Raw genomic sequence first — 18,520 nt, forward strand, 5'->3', positions numbered from 1 at the left:
CCCGCGGAGCGGGATATGCCCCGGCAAGCCGGGGCATAGAGCACCGAATTGCGCAAGCGCAATTCGCATTCCGGCGCAAGCGCCGGAATTGAATTCCGCAAGCGGAATTCATAACCGAAGGCAATTCGCGCAAGCGCGAATTAGGGGCACCCACGCAAGCGTGGTCGCCGGAGCTGGCGAGAGGGGAGGTGCATCACGCGCGGACCTGTGTAGGGCTTGGGAATCCCAGCCACCACCCCCGCGACGAGCGTGACGGGCCATCGGCCGGAGCGAGTGCCGACCCCACCGCAGTGACGGGTTCCGCTGCGCTCCACCCTGACCACCCTTCTACCCTCAGACCCGCACGGGTAAAGCTCACCAACACCCCGCCAGCATGCATGCTAACTCGCAACGATGGGGCAGAATCCGATGACGCATCACCCAAGTGAACGAACCGACGACGAGAGTGATGCATCAAGGCAATATGCTGTGTAGCTTTTGGGCTCCAGTCGCGCCACCCCTACGTCGGCCAATAACGACCGGTGGGATTCAGAATTGCGCGGCCTCGAATTGCTCAGCCACCGAATGGAAGCCCGATATGGGACAGTTTGAATTCGGCGTGCGGAGGTGCCGGAGCCATTCGGCCCCCCAGGGCCGGGTGGCGGAACCATCCACCGGGACCAGCCACGCTTCCCTGGTTTTGATCGTCGCGGCCGGTACCACCCGAGACTCAGAGCCGCTGTTGCCGCCTACGGTCCGCGCCTCGTTCACAGAGCCGCACGCGAAGCCGCCTCAGCCCCCACCGGTCACCCGCGAGGCGCCGCGCGACACGCCCGGCCTGCCTGCCGCTGACCGCCTGTGACCGATGTATCGACGGGCTCAGCTTGGGGTGGGTTGGCGTACTACAAACACCTAAGAGCGCTCGCGCCCGAAAATCGCTCTGACCTGGGCAAACGCCAAACGGCGTGTTCTAGATCTCCAGAACAAAGGGGGTCGGGTTTGTTCTGGAGATCTAGAACAAACCTCGGGCGAGTCGCCAGGGCGCAGCGGGCCGTCCGGACCGGGGTTTGTTCTGGTCCTCTGAAACAAGACGGTTCCCCTAGTGGTACCGTTCGGCCAACGCTCGATGATCTTCCTGGAGGACCTTCTGATGGAGCAGCTGCCGATCGTTCGGCCCGGCCAGCGCGTTGTCGCCCGGTCGGACGGCAAGGGCGGCATGGTCGTCAGTGTCGAGAAGATCAAGGGCCGTGAGTTCGCGGTCAGGGCGCAGCTGAAGGGGTACGTCCTGGACGCCCGGCTGCTGATGGACGTGCTGGGCAGCATGAAGATGCCGGGCAGCTGGTTCCAGGTGTGGTGCAAGCTCGTGGCCGCCCAGGACCCGGGTTACCACGGTGTGGACCGGACGAAGGCGCCGCGCGGGTACGTCCGGATCAACCAGCGTGACCTCCAGCAGCTGTGCAGCCTGTCCGCGGCCTCGGTGAGCGAGCCGTCGCAGTTCTTCCACCACATCGGCTGGATGCGCACCGCGAAGCCCGGTGTGCTCCAGCTGAACCCGTGGCTGACGGTGGCCGGCACCTCCGCCGAGCAGGAGGAGTGGCAGAAGGAGTGGAACGCCGCGAACGGCCCGGCCTGCGTCATCCCGGCGCCGGACTACCCCGTTGAGTGGCGCGCGGAGCGGGCGAAGGTGAAGAAGGAAGCCGAGGCGGCCCGCCGTCGGGAGAAGGTCGTGGCGCTGCCGCGTCGGCGCCAGGCGTTCCGTCAGGCGAGCGCGTGACGCGGCCGGGCATATCCTCAGAGGCAGACGACACCGATCAGGAGGCCCTCGTGAGCACCACTTACGTACCAGGCCCCCCGTCCGACGAGCCGATCACGCTCACCCGCGACGCGCTGCGGATGCTCGCCCTCGTGGACATCTCACTGACTGCTCGGCGCGTGCTCGATGTCCTCCTGGCCCTCCAGGACCCGGACAACGGTGCCGTCGGCATCAGCCAGGCCGAGATGGCCGCCGAGCTCGGAGCCGGGAAGCCCGCGGTGAACCGCGGCTTTAAGGAGCTGCGGGAGGCCGGCCTGGCCTGGCTCCTGCGCCGCGGCTACTATCAGATCCACCCCGTCCTGACCGGCGGCCGGGTAGCCCGTACCGCGATGGCGGTCCCCGAGATCAACACGACGCCTGCAGAGGACTTCACCGAGCAGCGCCGGGCCCGCTTCGCCGCTCAGGTCGCCAACCTCGCGCAAAGCGCCTGAGCAGCCTTCCAGAGCTCTTCCCGACGCCACGGCGCCGCCACCCCCAGGGTGCGGCGCCGCTCGCATGCCCCTGGCCCGTACACGCTTCCCGGACGGCGAGCGGCGGGCCGAGGTCGGTATCACTAGGGGAACCGTTTTGTTCTGGTTTTCCAGAACACGCGCGGCGACGTCCAGCGGTCAGGGGTCGTACATCGTTCCCCTCCAGGGGAAATGGCAGGTCAGCCGCGTGCAGGCCGCCGGGACGGTATCACCAAGGGAACCGTCTTGTTCTGGTTCTCCAGAACACGCGCTGGCTGTCCCGGCGAGTGCGTACATCGTTCCCCTGGAGGGGAAAGCCCCAGGTGGCAGAGCCAACGAGCAGCAGGGGCACCGCGTTGTATGCAGCAGCCGCGCATAGATCTCGCGCATAACATCGCAGATCTGCGATCCCCGGCTCCGCTGTCGTGGAGCAGCAAGGCGACCTGCTGCCATCTGGGCTTGCAGCAAGCGTCGCGGGCAGCGGGCAGCATCTGGCCGTGCTGCACCGGCCGGGGCCGGCCTGCTACCCCTGCGGCACCCGTGTGCCGCCTGGCCCATGCAAATCCTGCGCTGCACCCACGACGCCACCGGCTGAAACCCGACCATCACCACCAGGACGACGAGCAGCACCCCACCGGCGTCGGCAACGACCTTCCGCTGCCCATCGAGCAGCAGCCCGCTCCATCACCGCGAGCAGCACGACCAGGAGCAGCGCCGTCCCTGTCGCCGCAGGCCGTCGTCTCACACCTCACAGCCTCATAGCGTGCTCGCTTAACTGGGGAAACGGACTGTGTGCCACACAGGGGCGGCCGGGATCGGTGAGCTACAGGACGGTGCCGTGCAGGGCGCGGCGGCCGCCGGACATGGCGTAGCGGCGGGCGGCGAGCCCGTGTTCGAGGGGCTCGCCGATCTGCTCGCACAGCGGGGCCAGGACGACGGCGCGCAGCGCGGCGACGGCCGGGTCCGTCGGCGGATCGACGGGCGGCGGAGGCCTTCCCGCGACGACGTCCGTACGGCCGGAGACGGCGATCAGGGCGCGCTGGGACAGGCCGTAGTCGAGCGCGGCCGCGGCGGCCGGGTCGCTGTCTCGCGCGTGCGAGACGTCCCGGGGTCGGCGGCGACAGCGTCGTGGATCGCGGCCAGGGCGCGGGCGACGTCGAGGAGCCGGTACGCCTGGGCGCGGCTGATGCGAACTCCGCGGCGCAGTACGACTCCCAGCTGCTGTAGCTGAGGGGTGCCCAGACGCGGGCGGCGTGGGCGGCGCGGACTTGGGCGGCGAGCAGCGCGACGGTGCGCCGGACGTCGTCCATCGCCTCGCGCAGCCCGGCCGTGTCCTCCCGGGCCTGCTGTGCGGTGAGCGGCGGCCGCGCGGGTTCGACGACGTCGTCCTGGTCCTGGTCGCGGGTGCCCATGACTCCATCGTCCTCGGGGCCGGCCAGGGCGTACGGAAGCACGGGGCGCGAGCTCCGCCTCACAACCTCACACCCTCATAGGACGACGCGTCTACCTGGGGAAATGGCCTATGAGCGGTCGTGCATACCCCAGCTGACGGCGATGTGGTCCTCGTGGTGGAGGACGAGCAGGCCACCTTCGGGGTCGTCCTCGTGGTCGGGTGCCACCGGGGTGAAGCCGGCGCTCGCCAGGTCGAAGCGCACGCGGGCCGCGAGGGCCTCGAGTTCCGTCAGCGCCATTCCAGCTCCCTCTCCCAGTCGAGGAAGTCGGCGCCTTCCTCCTCCTGGCGCTGGTAGTCGTCAGCGGCCTGGCGGTTCGCCGCGCGTTCGGCGTCGTTCTTCGGGTCCGGATACGGGTAGTTGATGCTCGCCATAAAGGGCTCCGAATTTAGTAGTCGAGATCCAGGTAGTCGATGTCGTTGATTTCCACGTCCGACAGTCCCGTAGCGCGACCGCCGCCGTCCTGGAAATACACCTCCTTGAACCCTTCGGCGATGATTTCGCGCATCTGCTGGTCGCTGGCCCCCGTGTCACGGGCGTCGAAGAGGCGCTGCGCGTACGCGGCGGGGAGTTTCACGGTGAGTCGGCGGAAGCGGCCGTCGTCGGTGGATCCGGCGGAGGAGGTGTAGCCGAACCGGGCCCGGGTTTCCACCGTGATCCCGCCGGAGGCGGCGGCCTGCTTCTGGCGGCGCTTGCGGACCATGGGCTGCCACCGTTGGCGTACGGCGTCGTCGATCTTCGCGGCGACGTCGGCGCGGGGGTGCTTGCGGGCCCCGCGCCGGTAGCGGTTGACGGAGTCGGCGGTGACGCCGAGCTCTTGGGCGACGGCCTTGGCGCTGCCCATCTGCCTGAGCAGGTAGCCGATCTGGCCCTTGAGCGTCTTCGGGGGCTCACGGGTGAAGGTTTCCCGGTCGGCCCGTTCGATGGCGTCCTCGATCTCCCCCATGGTCACTTCCCTTCGTCCAGGACGGCGTCGTGGCCATCACCCTTGATGTGGCGGGCCGGATTGAGGCCCTTCTCCATCAGGTCGACCGCCCACGCCATTTCCTGGACGCCCTCCAGCTTCGCCAGGCCCGGGGTGGGTCCGAGGCGGAAGGCTCCGGGCTGCGGCTTGCCGGAGGCCGCGTAGGGCAGGAAGTCCAGCGGGCTGGCGCTGGGGGCCGGGTAGACGACGCAGTCCGACAGCACGGCCAGCGGGTACATGCCGGTCATCTTGGCCATGTTCGCCAGCTTGCGGTGCATGTTGACCCGGGCCTTGCTGATGACGGCAGCCCTAATGTCGGGGCGCCAGGTCGGGCGCATCATGGCCGGCCATGGCTCGCCGTCCTTGTGCCTCTTGCCCTGCGGGTTCTCGAACAGCTTCCCGATGCCGCCCTTGATGGTGCCCTTGATCGCGGCGAGCACGGCGGTCAGCACCGGGTCGACCTGCTTGTGCTGCTCCATCGCCGCGAGGAACTGGGCGTCGGTGAGGTCCTTGGTGACGCCCATGTCGGCGAGGGTGTCGACGTAGGCGGCCTTGAGCCGGTCGTGCCACGGGTCCAGGTACGCCCCGGTCTCGCGGCGCAGGTACGCCTGAAGGATTTCGACGTTGTAGCCGAGCTCCTGGGCGTAGGCGACGGTGTGCGTCTGGTACCAGGCGGGTCCCGTCGGGCGCTCGCCGTCCGGCGTGAACGGGGAGGGCAGGCGCGGGTCGATTTCCACGTGGGAGAGGTCGACCAGCCAGGACCCGGGGATCTTCGGGTTGAACTTCGGGGCCACGAAGTGGTCGGGCTCGGACAGGCCGACGGTGAGCCGGGCGGCGGCCGCGAGGAACGCGGTGTTGAGGTCGAGGCCCACCGCGTGGGGGAGCAGGCACTCCTCATCGGTCAGGGTGTCCACCGAGCGCACCCACTGGAACGCCTCTTCCTTGAGGAAGCCGCCCTTCCAGCCGATGTTGAAGACGGCCGGGTGCTCGATCTGGCCTTCCGGCGGGGCCGGGTCCATCGGCTGCGTGCCCAGCGAACCCGGGTTGTGGCCGGAGACCCAGTTGCCGGTCTCCTCGTCGCGCACCGGCCGGGTCGGCGGGCGCAGCGCGGTCATCAGCTCGAGGCCGGAGACGGCGGTGCTGCCGCGCGGGGTGCTGACCCGCTGGGCGTAGATGCCGAGGACCTGGGCGATGGCGGGCGGCTCCATGTCGGCCACGCCGGGCCAGGAGCGCTCATCGAGGGCGTCCCAGGGCAGGATCGCGAGCTGCACGCACTGGCGTTGGGCGCCGGTCGCCTTGCGGTAGATCCGGGCCCACGGGCCGAACCCGCGCTGGGTGAGCTGCCACTTCGCCTTGGTGACCTGCTTGACGACCGGGTGGTCCTCCTCCAGGCGCAGCCCGCGGCGGTCCTCCAGGCGCTCGGGCAGCCCGAGCTGGACGGCGGCCGACGCGGTCAGCACGATCAGGGGGTCGGAGTCCTTGCCGTTGCGGTGGAGCTTCGGCGCACCGAGGCCGGCCTCGCGCAGCGTCCACTCCACCAGCTCCACGACTGTGGTCGCCGGGCAGTCCAGCACGATGCCGTCGACTCCGTACGCGGAACCATCACCGTCCAGCACGGCCAGCGGGCCGTTGGGGAAGCGCGGGTCCAGCGCGGGCTTCGCCGCCTTCTTCGCCGCCGGACGGCGGGAGGACGTCGCCGGACGGGCGGAACGTGCGGGCGTGGCCTGGGCGGCGGGGGCCGGGGCGGCGGGTACCTCCATCGGTGTGGTCACCGCTGCGCGCACCTCGGGCACGGCCGGGTCCGCGAACGTCTCCGGCACCGACTGCGGTGCGGCGACCGGAGCAGGAGTGGCGGGGGCGGCGTGGGCGGCGTGGGCGGGGTACTTCGCCGCCCAGCCGTTCAGCAGCCGCTGGTACGCCTCCAGGCGCGGCGACTTCGGCTCGGAGCGCCCGTTCTCGTAGTTCTTCACCGTCTGCACGGTCGACTTCAGCGCCGTCGCGAGCCGGGCCTGGGTGATGCCGGCGGCCTGACGCAGCCGGGCACGCTCCGCCGGGGGCGGGAGCTGCGGCTCCTCTTCCAGCAAGGCGTCGATGTTCGCGAACAGCTCTTCCTCGGATGCCATATGTCTCTACCTCCTGCCCGAACAGTAGCAGACTTTAGCCTGATGTTTAACTCGGAAATTTAACCCTATCGAGAGCGTGTCAACGTTGTGTCAGTAGACCTCGTCAAGAGCGAACAGCCGTTCATGGAGGACCATCGTCGATGGTGACCAGGTCAGACCATAAAGAACAAGCTCAGGCCGCCGCTCGCGCCCCAAGCGCCTGGGGCGGCCCCTGGCCTCCCCGCGGCGCGGCGGCGTTCCACCCTGCGATCACCGGGCGGCTTCGACGACGTGCGGGCTGTAGCCGGCGTCGGGGCGGTATGCGTGCGGCCCGATGCCGGCGGTCTCGTGCCCGAGGGCGGTGAGCCGGGCGAGGCGGTGCTTCGAGCCATGGCCGGTGTGGTCCGAGCCGATGCCGATCTTCATCAGGTGCCCGTGCGCTGTGGGCGGGTCAACGCGCCTGGACACGGTGGTACGTGGCTATGAGGGTGGTTGTGGAGCTGTCCAGGCCGGGTACGTCGGCGCCGTCGGTGAGAGCGAGCTCCACGCGCTTGGCGAGGACCTTGCCGAGTTCGACGCCCCACTGGTCGAAGGAGTCGATGCCCCAGACCGCTCCCTGTACGAACACCTTGTGCTCGTACAGCGCGATCAGTTGGCCGAGCACGGACGGCGTGAGCCCGGTGGCCAGGATGGTCGTCGTGGGACGGTTGCCGGCGAAGGTGCGGTGCGGCACCTGCTCGGCCGGGACCCCCTCGGCCGCTACTTCCTCCCGGGTCTTGCCGAAGGCCAGGGCCTGGCCCTGGGCGAACAAGTTGGCCATCAACAGATCATGCTGTTCCGCGAGTTCGCCGAGTTCGGCGGATGGCCGGGCGAAGCCGATCAGGTCGGCCGGGATCATCTTCGTACCCTGGTGCAGCAGTTGGTAGTAGGCGTGCTGCCCGTTGGTACCGGGCGTGCCCCAGAGGACCGGTCCGGTCTCTCCGCTCACCGGACGCCCCTCGCGGTCCACGGACTTGCCGTTGGACTCCATGTCGAGCTGTTGCAGGTAGGCGGTGAACTTGGACAGGTAATGGGAGTAGGGGAGCACCGCGTGGGAGCGGGCGTCGAAGAACTCGCCGTACCAGAAGCCCATCAGGCCGAGCAGCAGGGGCGCGTTGGCCTCCGGCGGTGCGGTGCGGAAGTGCTCGTCCATCAGGTGGAAGCCGTCGAGCATGTCGCGGAAGGCGTCCGAGCCGATGGCGATCATCAGGGACAGGCCGATGGCGGAGCCGAGGGAGTAGCGTCCGCCGACCCAGTCCCAGAACTCGAACATGTTCGCCGTGTCGATCCCGAAGTCGGCCACCCCCGCCCGGTTCGTGGACAGGGCCACGAAGTGGCGGCGCACCGCCGCGTCGTCGCCGAGGCCGCCCAGGAGCCAGCGGCGGGCCGCGTAGGCGTTGGTGAGGGTCTCCACGGTGGTGAAGGTCTTCGAGGCGACGATGAAGAGGGTCTCGGCCGGATCCAGGTCCCGTACGGCTTCGTGCAGGTCGGCGCCGTCGACGTTGGAGACGAACCTGACGGTCAGCGAGCGGTCGGTGTAGGGGCGCAGCGCGTCGTACGCCATGGCGGGGCCGAGGTCGGAGCCGCCGATGCCGATGTTGACGATGTTCTTGACGCGTCGGCCGGTGAACCCGAGCCAGCGGCCGGAACGGACTTCGTCGGCGAAGGACGCCATCCGGTCGAGGACCGCGTGGATCTGCGGTACGACGTCGACGCCGTCGACCTCGACCACCGTGTCGCGCGGGGCCCGCAGCGCCGTGTGCAGCACGGACCGCCGCTCGCTGGTGTTGATTTCGTCGCCGCGGAACATCGCGTCCCTCAGCTCGGTGACGGCGCGGGCCCCGGCCAGGTCCCGGAGCAACCGCAGCGTCTCGTCGGTGACCAGGTTCTTGGAGTAGTCCACGTGGAGATCGCCGACGGTGAGGGAGTAGCGCTCGCCGCGCCGGGGGTCCGCCGCGAACAGCTCCCGCAGGTGCGCGTCCGCGAGGGCTTCACGGTGCTTGGCCAGGACGGCCAGCTCGGGCTGCCCGCTCAGGGGGCCGGGAACGGGGACGGGGTGGTTGTCGGACATCAGGGTGCTCTCCTGCTTTGCTGGTGTTGGGATGGGGGCCACTCGTCGGGGCCAGCTCCTGGCGGTGCCTCGGCGGGCACGCCGGCGGCGTCCACTCATTCGGTGTGATGTGCCGGGCCCGGTCGGGCCCGGCGGAAGAAGCGGTGCGCCCGCCCGCGCACCGAGGCGGGCGCGACCGTCCTTCACGTCCGGTCCTTCAAGGGCGGCGCCAGGACCTGCCGTCACGGGCCAGCATCTGGTCGGCCTCGGCGGGTCCCCACGTGCCGGGGGCGTACGAGGCCGGTGTGCCGTGCCGGTCCCAGTGGTCCTCGACGGGGTCGAGGATCTGCCAGGACAGCTCGACCTCCTCGCGGGTGGGGAAGAGGCTGGCGTCGCCCAGCAGCACGTCCAGGATGAGCCGCTCGTACGCTTCGGGGCTGGCTTCGGTGAAGGAGTCGCGGTAGTCGAAGTCCATGGCCACGTCCCGCACCTCCCCCGTACTGCCCGGCACCTTGGACGCGAAGCGGAAGGTGACCCCTTCGTCCGGCTGCACGCGGATGACCAGGGTGTTCGGCCCGGCCCCCGGGTCGGTGCCGGGTGCGAACGGCAGGGATGGGGTCTGCTTGAAGACCACGGCGATCTCGGTCACCCGTCGCTCCAGCCGCTTTCCGGCCCGCAGGTAGAACGGGACGCCGTCCCAGCGGCGGCTGTTGACCTCGAGCTTGACGGCCGCGTAGGTGTCGGTCCGTGAGGCGGGGTCGGTGCCGTCCTCCTCCAGGTAGCCGCGGACGTGTTCACCGTCCTGCGGGCCTGCCGTGTACTGGGCGCGCACGGCGGTGGTGCTGAGGTCGTCCGGCAGCCGCACGGATCCCAGCACCTTGATCTTCTCGGCGGCCAGCGCGTCCGCGCCGAGGGAGGCTGGCTCTTCCATGGCGGTCAGCGCGAGGAGTTGGAGGAGATGGTTCTGGATGACGTCGCGGGCGGCACCGACGCCGTCGTAGTAGCCGGCCCGGCTGCCGATGCCGATGTCCTCGGCCATGGTGATCTGGACATGGTCGATGTGCGACCGGTTCCACAGCGGCTCGAACAGGACGTTGGCGAAGCGCAGGGTGAGGATGTTCTGGACGGTCTCCTTGCCGAGGTAGTGGTCGATCCGGAAGACCTGCTCAGGGGCGAACACCTCGTCCACGACCGCGTTGAGCTCGCGGGCGGTGGCCAGGTCGTGGCCGAAGGGCTTCTCGATGGCAGCGCGGCGCCATGAGCCTTCGGGGGCGTCCGTCATGCCGTGCTTCTTCAGCTGCTGGACGACCTTGGGGAAGAACTTGGGCGGTACGGAGAGGTAGAAGGCGAAGTTGCCTGCCGTGCCCCGCGTCTTGTCCAGTCCTTCGAGGGTGACGCGGAGCTGGTCGAAGGCCTCGTCGTCGTCGAAGTCGCCCTTCACGAAGCGGATGCCGGTGACGAGTCGCTGCCAGACCTCCTCGCTGAACGGCGTCCTGGCGTACCGGGCGACGTCGTCACGCACGATGCGGGCGAAGTCCTCGACCGTCCAGTCGCGCCGGGCGAAGCCGACGAGGGAGAAGGACGGCGGAAGCAAGCCGCGGTTGGCCAGGTCGTAGACCGCCGGGAGGAGCTTCTTGCGGGACAGGTCGCCCGTCACGCCGAAGAACACCAGGCCGGCGGGGCCCGCGGTTTGCTCCGCGGTTTGCTCCGCGGTCGCGGAGACCGCGGACGGCGGGTGGGTGTCGGGTACAAGGGGCATCGCGGGATACCGGCCTTCCGGACCGATCCGTCGACCGGCCTTCCGGACCGATCCGTCGAGGGAGGAGTCCAGGGTTTCGAGGAGTTCGTCCCAGGCGTCCTGAAACTTCGCGACGCCCTCCTTCTCCAGGAAGGTGACGACGTCGTGGTAGGAGACGCCGAGCCGCTCGACGGCGTCGAGGTCGGCCCGTGCCTGCTCGTAGGTACCGGTGATGGTGTCGCCGGTGATCCGACCGTGGTCGGCGGTGGCCCTGAGGGTGGCCTCCGGCATGGTGTTGACCGTGCCGGGTGCGACCAGCTCGTCGACGTAGAGGGTGTCCCTGTAGGCCGGGTCCTTGACGCCGGTGGAGGCCCACAGCGGCCGCTGCCGGTTGGCGCCGGCCTGCTCCAGCGCCGCCCAGCGGTCGGACGCGGAGACCTCCTCGTGGGCCTGGAAGGCGAGGCGGGCGTTGGCCAGGGCGGCCTTGCCCTTGGCCGCCTCGGCCTTCGCCCCGCCGATCGTGTCGAGGCGCTTGTCGACCTCCGCGTCCAGGCGGGACACGAAGAACGAGGCGACGGAGTGGATCGCACCGAGGTCCAGGCCGGCCGACCGCGCCCTCTCCAGGCCTGCCAGGTAGGCGTCCGTGACCTCGCGGTACCGCGGCAGGGAGAAAATCAGCGTGACGTTGACGCTGATGCCCTCGGCGATCAGCTCGGTGATCGCGGGCAGGCCCGCCCCGGTGGCCGGGACCTTGATGAGGACGTTCTCCCGGTCGACCAGCCAGGCCAGCTGCCGGGCCTCGGCAACGGTCGCCTCGGTATCGTGTGCCAGGCGCGGGTCGACCTCGATGGAGACCCAGCCGTCCCGCCCCCCGGTGGCGACGTGGACGGGCCGCAGGTTGTCGGCGGCGGAACGGACGTCCGCGGTAGTGATCATGCGGATGGCCTCGTCGACCCTGACGCCACGGACAGCCAGGTCGGCGATCTGCCGCTGGTACCCGTCGCCGTCGCCGATCGCCTTCTGGAAGATCGACGGGTTCGTCGTGACTCCCGTGACGTGCTGGTTCTCGATCAGTTCGGCGAGGTCGCCGGAGGTGATTCGCCGGCGGCTCAGGTCGTCGAGCCAGATGGATACGCCTTCGTGGGTGAGGCGCGCGAGTATGTTCGTCATGTCGTGCATCTCCAGTACGGAGTAAGGAAGCTCGTGGTGGGGGCTTCAGTGGTCGGCCGCGCCGAGTGATGCGCGGGCGGCTTCGGCGACAGCCTCGGCGGTGATGCCGAAGTCCTCGAAGGGCACCCGGTGGTCGGCGGAGGCGCCGGAGTGCTCCAGGCTCACGATCCGGCCCGCGTCGCCGACCAGGTCCCGCCAGCCCATCGCGATGCCGGCCTCCACCGCCACCAGGGCCCGCACGGCGGGCGGGAGCACCTGCTCGACCTCGAAGTCCAGCTCCGGGCGGGAGCGCAACACGCGTTTGGTGGCCGCGGCTTCCTCGGCGCCGAGCCCGGCACCGTACGACTGGTGGGTGTTCTGCGCGGCGATGCGCCGCACATGCCGGCCGTACGCCTCGTACCGCTTGGGCACGTCCTCGGAGAACGCGGTGGCGGTGTCGACCTCGATCGATATGTGGTTGTCGTCCCGGAGCGCGACCAGGTTGCCCACCCTCTGAGGGCCGGCCAGCGAGGACGCCTCCTCAAGGACGCCTTCCTCCAGGTCGCCGTCGGAGACGATCGCCCAGATCATGTGGTCGAACACCGAGGCGCCGCCGGGCGCCTCCGGGTCGTACAGGCCGCGCTCGTAGCGGGCAGCCATCGCCATGCCCACGGCCGTGGCGATGCCCTGGAACAGCGCGTGGGCGGCGGGCGCCAGGTTCATGGCCGTGCCCGGGCGCCCCTGGTCGACGTTCTGGACGGCGTCCATGGCCAGGACGCGAGCGGTGTCCACGGCGCGCTGGTCGAGGCCGGTCCACGTCAGGGGGGTGGCGGTGTGTGATGCCATGTCAGTTCGCGCTCTCTTCGGTGCGGTCCGCGCTCCAGTGGGTGTGGAAGGCGCCAGGGCGGTCGGAGCACCGGTACGGCCTCCCGGTGGAACGCCGAAGTGACCGGCCGATGTGATCGCCTCGTGCATCACCGCGTTGTGCACTATGCAGCACAGGACGGACGACGAGGCGAGGGAGACCGGGCGAAGGCGTTCGCCGTCAAGCCGTGGATGTGCTCCCCGCCGACGGACAGCACGGTGACACCGGTCGCGAACAGGGACATGACCTCGCGCAGGGGGGCGGGATTCGCCGCCGGCCCCCGGGAAACGGCGAGGCCAGTGGATACGGAATTCATGCCGCGCCTTTCATGTCATCCATGGGAAGAAATGTACGGGCGGCGTCTCGCGGGCGAGGAACCGTCGAGTAACTGTCCGCTCAGCAGTGCGTCGAGGAGAGGAGGAGAGAAGGAGAGGAGCGGAGAATTACCGTCTCGGGCGGGACGGGTCGCGCAAGGGCCCCTCGGCACGGGCCGCACAAGGGCCCCTCGGCGACGTGGGTGCCGCCGCGTAACGGCGTCCGCGGGCTGACGGTGTGGTCGGGCGGGGTGTGCGGTGCGACGCGAGGCCGGCGCCGAAGACGGCACACCGGCCGCCGTGTCTGCTTCGGCGAAGCGGACGGTGACGGTGACCGTGTCGCGACAGGTCAGCCACCCTGGACCAGCGCGAGACCGCGGTCGTCACGGGCAAGGTCGACACGGACGGCGAAAGCGGCAGAACGGTGGACGTGGCCGCCGGTGATCGCTGCCCATACCCGGCTCCGGCCCGCCCCGCCCCGCCCCGCCCCGGCCACTCGGCTCGAAGGGCCACCCACGGCAACCCGCCACGACGTGGGCGGAGTCCCTCGCCGCCGGCCCGGCATGAACCCGTCCGGCACCGCACCCGACGGGCCCCGAACCGCGATGCGCTACATCGAGGACGGCCCGAGATGCTGACGGCTCCCCGCGGAAGCTCCGTCGCGTCACCACCCGGATCACCGGCGTCGTCCGTGCTGTCGCCGCCCTCCCACTCGCCACCTGATCAAGGCGGAAAAGGCTCCGTGAGTGCGGGCCCGGTGACACCCCCCGGGATCATGGTTAACAGAAGGGGGGAAGTCAGGCCGAGCCCGGAGGCCGGTAGCCCCGTTGCGGGGCCACGAAAAAGGTAATGAGGGGAGTGAGTGCCGCCCCGAGGACCGGTCCTACTTCTTCTTGAGGAGTTCCACCAGGCTGGAGAAGCTGTCGGCCTGGTGCCCGGCGTCCATCCCCCGGCGGAAGAGATCGGCCACCGCTGTCGGCAGCGCGGTGTCGACACCCGCATCGGCGATGGTGTGCAGGACGTGCTCGACGCTGGCCATGCCCATGGCCAGACGGTCCACGTCTCCGCTGTGGTCACCCGCGTCGATGCGCTTCGTGTAGAACGCGAGGAAGTTCCCCATCGCGTCCATCGTCCCGGTGGCGTGCGGGAGGATGTCCTCCGCCTTGAGGCCGTTGGCCTCGGCGAGAGCGACCGCCTGCCAGTAACTGAGCATGGACGTCCAGAACATGACCATGCCGATCTGGTACATCAGCGCGGCAAGTCCGGGCTCCTCGCCCCGGTAGTCCGTGCTGGTCAGGGTCTCAAGAGTGGCGCGGTGCCGATCGAAGGCCTCACGCGGACCACTGTAGAAGGCGGACGAGTCGCGGCTGCCGATGCCCGACGGCGGTACGGCGACCCCTCCCGTGATGTGGATGCCGCCGTGTCCGGCGATCCAGCTCGCACCCGCGCGGGTCTTCTCCGGGGTGTCCGAGCTCAGGTTGACGATCACGCGGCCGGCCAGCGCGCCGGTCGCGGGCTCCAGAACCTTGTACATCGTCTCGTAGTCGGTGAGGCTCAGGATCACCAGGTCGTTGGCCTTGACGGCGGCCTCGACGCTGGGCGCGAGCACAGCTCCAGCGGCGACGAGTTCATCGGCGCGAGAAGCGGTGCGGTTCCAGACGGTAACGGCATGGCCCGCGTCGAGAAAAGCTCGAACCATGGCCTGCCCCATGGGGCCGAGTCCGACGACGGTCACAGGCTGCTTGGCGCTCACTGGGAACTCCCTTGCTCTCGGTAAGGACGGCATATTTCTCTGGGCGGCAATTTCAGTTACTCACTTCAACCAGGTAAAACGGACGCTCTACTCAGCGACTTGGCCAAAGTAGCGCACCTGTAGAGCGAACGCTCTATCTAGTCCTCTGAAGCCGTGGAAAATAAGCCAGGCACCCGGGGCCGAATCGTCATCGCGGCGATCAATCACAGCGACGGAGAGTTCGCGAGCGCCCTCCGCAGCGCACTGGAGAGCAAGGAGGAGCCCGGCGCGGCCATCGACGCCTGCGCCCGCGAACTGGCTGAAAATCTACGGAGGTCGGACTGGACCGACGGCTGCCCCATCACCGCGGCGGCCCTGGAGACCCTGGGCACCGACTCCGACATCCAGCAGGCGTGCATGGCCGCTCTGCGCAACTGGGAAGACCTGGTCTCACGACGTCTACCCGTCGAGACCCCCTCGCCGAGCCGACGGGGAGGGTCAGGCTCCCGCCGGCTCCTCGATGAGTCCCGGGTCCCGGGTGTCCGCGTCGCGGCCCGTGGCGAACTCGGCGGCGTAGCGGGCGTCGCCGAGGGCCGTGCGGACGGCCGTGGTGATGCGGTCGACGTCTCCGCGCTCGGTACGGGGCAGGGGGCGGCCGACGGAGGCGCGTGCGGCGGCGGCGGCGCCCAGGAGGCGGGCGGCATGGGCGTGGTGGCCCCTCAGGGCGCTGGTGCCGGCCAGTCCTTCGAGGGCGAGAGCCCGGGCGCGGGGGTCGCCGGTCCCGCGGGCGGCGGCGTAGCCGGCGAGGTGACGTTCCCGTGCGGTGGCGACGTCGCCGCGCTGTTCGGCGATGAAGCCGAGCTCGGCCATGACGAGGGCGGTGCCGAGATCGCCGTAGACGGCACGGAGCCAGTCGAGCCACTTGGTGAGGTGGGCCTCGGCATCGTCGAGCCGGCCTTCGCGGCGGGCGACGAGGGCGAGGCCGGTCTCGGCGAACTGTTCGCCGCGTTTGTGGGCCTGGTCGGCGGCGAGGCGCAGTCCTCGTTCGTGGAAGGTGCGGGCGTCGGCGTGGTCGCCGGTGAGCAGAGCGATGCGGCCCAGCCCGGACCACTTGTAGGAGGCGTCCGTCCAGAGGCCGAGCTCTTCGGCCATGCGGAGCCCTTCGCGGTGCATGCGGGTGGCCTCGGTGTAGTCCTCGTGGATCTCGGCGAGGGAGGCGAGGGTGTCTCCGGCTCTCAACTGCCCCCAACGGTCACCTAGTTCACGGAACAGGGCGAGGCTGACGCCCGCGTCGCCGGCGGCGGCCGGGAAGTCGCCGCGGATGAGGGCGTGGCCGGCGGTGACTGCGAGGGCCGCCGCCTTGCCCCAGGGGTCGCCGAGTTTCTCGAAGGCGGCGAACGCCGCGACGGCCCTGTCCTGGTTGGAGGCGAGGTCGCCGGAGCCGTAGAGGGTGAAGGAGAGGAACCAGAGGGCGTGGGCCCGGTCGCAGGGGTCGGTGATGTGCTCGACGAGAGGGAAGGCGCGGTCGGCCGCGGCGGGGCCTTCGGCGTCGCCGGAGTGGAGGGCGAGGGCGGCGCGGCGGACGGTGGCGTCGGCACGGTGCGAGCGGCAGACGTCGGTCTCCTCGGCCGGGACGGCGAGGGCGGTGTCGAAGGAGCGGAGGGCCTCGCCGAGCCGGCCGCGCAGGAACCAGTGCCAGGACTGGGCGATGACGAGGCGCAGGGCGTCGTCGGCGGCTCCGGTGCGCAGGCAGGTGTCCAGGGCGGCGCGGAGGTTGCCGGCCTCGGCGTCGAGGCGGTCGAGCCAGGCGCGCTGCTCGTGGCCGCGCAGGAGGGGGGCGGCGGTCTCGGCGAGCGCCAGGTAGTGGCGGGTGTGGCGGCGGCGTACGGCGGTGGTCTCGTCGGCGTCGTCGAGGCGTTCGAGGCCGTAGGCGGCGACGGATTCGAGGAGCCGGTAGCGGACGCCGCCGGGGGTGTCTGCGGCGACGACGAGGGAGCGGTCGACGAGGCGGGCGAGGAGGTCGAGGACGTGCTCCTCCAGGACGCCGTCTCCGGCGCAGACGGCCTCGGCCGCGTCGAGGGTGCAGCCGTCGGCGTGGACGCTGAGGCGGCGCAGCACGGTCTGCTCGGCGTCGGTGAGGAGTTCCCAGCTCCAGTCGATGACGGCGCGCAGGGTGCGCTGGCGGGCGGGGGCGTCGCGGCGGGCGCCGGCGAGAAGGCGGAACCGGTCGTCGAGGCGGGCGGCGAGTGCGCGTGCGCCGAGGGAGCGGACGCGGGTGGCGGCGAGTTCGAGGGCGAGGGGGATACCGTCGAGGCGGCGGCAGATGGCGGCGACGGCCCGGGCGTTGTCGGCGGTGAGGGCGAAGCCGGGGTCGGCGGCCTGTGCGCGGGAGACGAAGAGCTGGACGGCCCCGGTCCGGCGGAGGGCCTCCGGGTCGGTGACGGTGGCGTCGGGGAAGCCGAGCGGCCCGACGGGACGCAGGTGTTCACCCGCGATACCGAGGGGCTCCTGGCTGGTGGCGAGGACACGCAGGTGGGGGGCGCGGGCGAGGAGGGTGCCGACGAGCTCGGCGACGGCGTCGACGATGTGTTCGCAGTTGTCGAGGAGGAGCAGGGCACGTTTGGCGTACAGGGCGGTGGCGAGGCGTTCGGCCGGGGTGTCGGGGCGGCCCGCGGTGGCGGTGGTCGGGTCGGGGGCGGTGTCGTCCCTCATGCCGAGGGCGGCGGCGATGAGGTGGGCCGTGCCGGGGGCGCCGCCGGAGCTCTCGGTCTTGGCGGCGGGGCCGGTGAGTTCGACGAGCCATACGCCGTCGGGGTGGGCGTCGGCGGTCTGGGCGGCGGCTTCGAGGGCGAGGCGGGTCTTGCCGACGCCGCCGGGTCCCGTGAGGGTGACGAGGCGCTGGGTGGTGAGCAGGGTGCGGAGTGCGGTGAGGTCCTCGGCGCGGCCGACGAGATCCGTGAGGGGGGCGGGCAGGTTGCCGCGGCGCCGGGACGGGGCGGCGACGGCCGGGCCGGCGGGGGTGGCGAACGAGGTGGGGCCGGGAGCGGCGAGGTCGGGGTCCTGCTGGAGGATCGACCGCTGGAGGGCGATGAGTTCGGCGCCGGGGTCGAGGCCGAGCTCGTCGCGGAGCCGGGCGCGGAGTCGCGCGTAGCCGTCGAGAGCGTCGTTCTGGCGGCCGGCGCGGTAGAGGGCGCGCAGGTGGATGGCGTGGAGGCGTTCGCGCAGCGGGTGGGCGGCGGCGAGGCCGGCGAGTTCGTCGGCGAGGAGGTGGTGTTCGCCGAGTTCGAGGCGGGCGGCGGCCTGTTCCTCCAGGGCGGACACGCGGTGTTCGCCGAGGTGCTGGGCGGCCCTGCGGGCGAAGGGCTCGTCCTCGAACTCGGTGTAGGCGGGCCCGCGCCAGAGGGCCAGTGCGTCGGTGAGAAGCGCGACCTTGGCGGCGGGGTCGCCGGTGGCGCGTGCCTGGGCGGTGAGCTCCTCGAAGCGTCCGGCGTCGATCATGTCGGGGGTGGCGTCGAGGAGGTAGCCGGGGGCGCGGGAGACGACGAGGGCGCGTCCGCCGGGTTCGCCCTCCTCCAGGGTGCGGCGGAGCTGCCACACCTTGGTCTGGAGGGCCGCGGCGGGTTTGCCGGGGAGGTCCTCGCCCCACATGTCGTCGAGGAGCCGGTCCGTGGAGACGGGGCGGCCGGCGTGTATGAGGAGGTCGGCGAGGAGGGCGCGGACCTTGGGCTCCCCTACGGGGACCGGTCTGCCGTCCGTGGTCCACACCTCAAGGAGACCGAGTACCCGAAAGCGCATGGCCGCACAGTAGCCCAGCCGTCGTGAGGCGCGGGCTTTTGGTGGCCACTGGCGGGCCCGCGGGGCGCCGTGAGCGGCCG

13 protein-coding genes and 1 pseudogene are annotated in these 18,520 nt (G+C 70.6%); 4 read left to right on the forward strand and 10 right to left on the reverse strand.

The genetic code is table 11. The features are described 5' to 3' along the window. Positions 1-1,105 precede the first annotated feature (1,105 nt). The 3 genes from ACH4KB_RS37200 to ACH4KB_RS37210 all read left to right on the forward strand — a co-directional run bounded on the left by ACH4KB_RS37200 (position 1,106) and on the right by ACH4KB_RS37210 (position 3,734). Positions 1,106-1,753 (forward strand): hypothetical protein, encoded by a 648-nt coding sequence (locus ACH4KB_RS37200; protein WP_398071416.1) that lies wholly within the window; start codon positions 1,106-1,108, stop codon positions 1,751-1,753. Positions 1,754-1,803: 50 nt separating this feature from the next. Beyond that, complete coding sequence (locus tag ACH4KB_RS37205; protein ID WP_398071418.1) at positions 1,804-2,223, forward strand: helix-turn-helix domain-containing protein; 420 nt, start codon at positions 1,804-1,806, stop codon at positions 2,221-2,223. A gap of 1,271 nt (positions 2,224-3,494) precedes the next feature. Then, on the forward strand, positions 3,495-3,734 hold the full coding sequence (locus ACH4KB_RS37210) for a hypothetical protein (protein ID WP_398071420.1): 240 nt from the start codon (positions 3,495-3,497) through the stop codon (positions 3,732-3,734). Between the two features lie 27 nt (positions 3,735-3,761). Here ACH4KB_RS37210 and ACH4KB_RS37215 read toward each other — a convergent pair whose 3' ends face one another. From ACH4KB_RS37215 to ACH4KB_RS37255, 9 genes are all read right to left on the reverse strand, one after another. Next, positions 3,762-3,932: a hypothetical protein gene (locus ACH4KB_RS37215; RefSeq protein ID WP_398071422.1), complete on the reverse strand. Its 171-nt coding sequence runs from the start codon at positions 3,930-3,932 to the stop codon at positions 3,762-3,764. Further along, positions 3,923-4,066: a hypothetical protein gene (locus tag ACH4KB_RS37220; protein ID WP_165395936.1), complete on the reverse strand. Its 144-nt coding sequence runs from the start codon at positions 4,064-4,066 to the stop codon at positions 3,923-3,925. The genes ACH4KB_RS37215 and ACH4KB_RS37220 overlap by 10 nt, the downstream gene beginning before the upstream one ends. A gap of 14 nt (positions 4,067-4,080) precedes the next feature. Continuing rightward, positions 4,081-4,638 (reverse strand): telomere-protecting terminal protein Tpg, encoded by a 558-nt coding sequence (gene tpg, locus ACH4KB_RS37225; RefSeq protein ID WP_398071424.1) that lies wholly within the window; start codon positions 4,636-4,638, stop codon positions 4,081-4,083. 2 nt (positions 4,639-4,640) lie between these two features. Then, complete coding sequence (gene tap / locus ACH4KB_RS37230; RefSeq protein ID WP_398071426.1) at positions 4,641-6,779, reverse strand: telomere-associated protein Tap; 2,139 nt, start codon at positions 6,777-6,779, stop codon at positions 4,641-4,643. Positions 6,780-7,028: 249 nt separating this feature from the next. After that, positions 7,029-7,226, reverse strand: coding sequence for a hypothetical protein (locus ACH4KB_RS37235; protein WP_398071428.1), 198 nt, complete (start codon positions 7,224-7,226; stop codon positions 7,029-7,031). Then, positions 7,210-8,868 carry a glucose-6-phosphate isomerase gene (pgi, locus tag ACH4KB_RS37240; protein ID WP_398071430.1) on the reverse strand — a complete coding sequence of 553 codons (1,659 nt, stop codon included), beginning with the start codon at positions 8,866-8,868 and terminating at the stop codon, positions 7,210-7,212. The genes ACH4KB_RS37235 and pgi overlap by 17 nt, the downstream gene beginning before the upstream one ends. A gap of 196 nt (positions 8,869-9,064) precedes the next feature. Next, entirely contained in the window at positions 9,065-11,764 is a 2,700-nt protein-coding gene (gene zwf / locus ACH4KB_RS37245) for a glucose-6-phosphate dehydrogenase (protein WP_398071432.1), read from the reverse strand. 36 nt (positions 11,765-11,800) lie between these two features. Then, positions 11,801-12,580, reverse strand: a complete 780-nt coding sequence (locus ACH4KB_RS37250; RefSeq protein ID WP_398071434.1) for a transketolase-like TK C-terminal-containing protein — start codon at positions 12,578-12,580, stop codon at positions 11,801-11,803. A 1,216-nt stretch (positions 12,581-13,796) separates the two neighbouring features. Beyond that, positions 13,797-14,666 (reverse strand): NAD(P)-dependent oxidoreductase, encoded by an 870-nt coding sequence (locus ACH4KB_RS37255; RefSeq protein ID WP_398071436.1) that lies wholly within the window; start codon positions 14,664-14,666, stop codon positions 13,797-13,799. Positions 14,667-14,819: 153 nt separating this feature from the next. Between ACH4KB_RS37255 and ACH4KB_RS37260 the strand changes: the two are divergent. Then, a pseudogene (locus ACH4KB_RS37260) lies at positions 14,820-15,095 on the forward strand (TetR/AcrR family transcriptional regulator); the annotation flags it as partial. A 48-nt stretch (positions 15,096-15,143) separates the two neighbouring features. On the opposite strand, the gene ACH4KB_RS37265 reads toward ACH4KB_RS37260, so the two are convergent. Continuing rightward, positions 15,144-18,440 carry a BTAD domain-containing putative transcriptional regulator gene (locus ACH4KB_RS37265; protein ID WP_398071438.1) on the reverse strand — a complete coding sequence of 1,099 codons (3,297 nt, stop codon included), beginning with the start codon at positions 18,438-18,440 and terminating at the stop codon, positions 15,144-15,146. Positions 18,441-18,520: the final 80 nt, after the last annotated feature.

The organism is Streptomyces sp. NPDC017520 (genome assembly GCF_044329855.1).
Lineage (GTDB): Bacteria > Actinomycetota > Actinomycetes > Streptomycetales > Streptomycetaceae > Streptomyces.

Excerpts from the sequence above, each read along its gene's own strand:
- ACH4KB_RS37200 (WP_398071416.1), top strand. The coding sequence starts at position 1,106 with ATGATCTTCCTGGAGGACCTTCTGATGGAGCAGCTGCCGATCGTTCGG.
- tap (WP_398071426.1), bottom strand. The coding sequence starts at position 6,779 with ATGGCATCCGAGGAAGAGCTGTTCGCGAACATCGACGCCTTGCTGGAA.
- pgi (WP_398071430.1), bottom strand. The coding sequence starts at position 8,868 with ATGTCCGACAACCACCCCGTCCCCGTTCCCGGCCCCCTGAGCGGGCAG.
- tpg (WP_398071424.1), bottom strand. The coding sequence starts at position 4,638 with ATGGGGGAGATCGAGGACGCCATCGAACGGGCCGACCGGGAAACCTTC.
- ACH4KB_RS37250 (WP_398071434.1), bottom strand. The coding sequence starts at position 12,580 with ATGGCATCACACACCGCCACCCCCCTGACGTGGACCGGCCTCGACCAG.
- ACH4KB_RS37215 (WP_398071422.1), bottom strand. The coding sequence starts at position 3,932 with ATGGCGCTGACGGAACTCGAGGCCCTCGCGGCCCGCGTGCGCTTCGAC.
- ACH4KB_RS37265 (WP_398071438.1), bottom strand. The coding sequence starts at position 18,440 with ATGCGCTTTCGGGTACTCGGTCTCCTTGAGGTGTGGACCACGGACGGC.
- zwf (WP_398071432.1), bottom strand. The coding sequence starts at position 11,764 with ATGCACGACATGACGAACATACTCGCGCGCCTCACCCACGAAGGCGTA.
- ACH4KB_RS37220 (WP_165395936.1), bottom strand. The coding sequence starts at position 4,066 with ATGGCGAGCATCAACTACCCGTATCCGGACCCGAAGAACGACGCCGAA.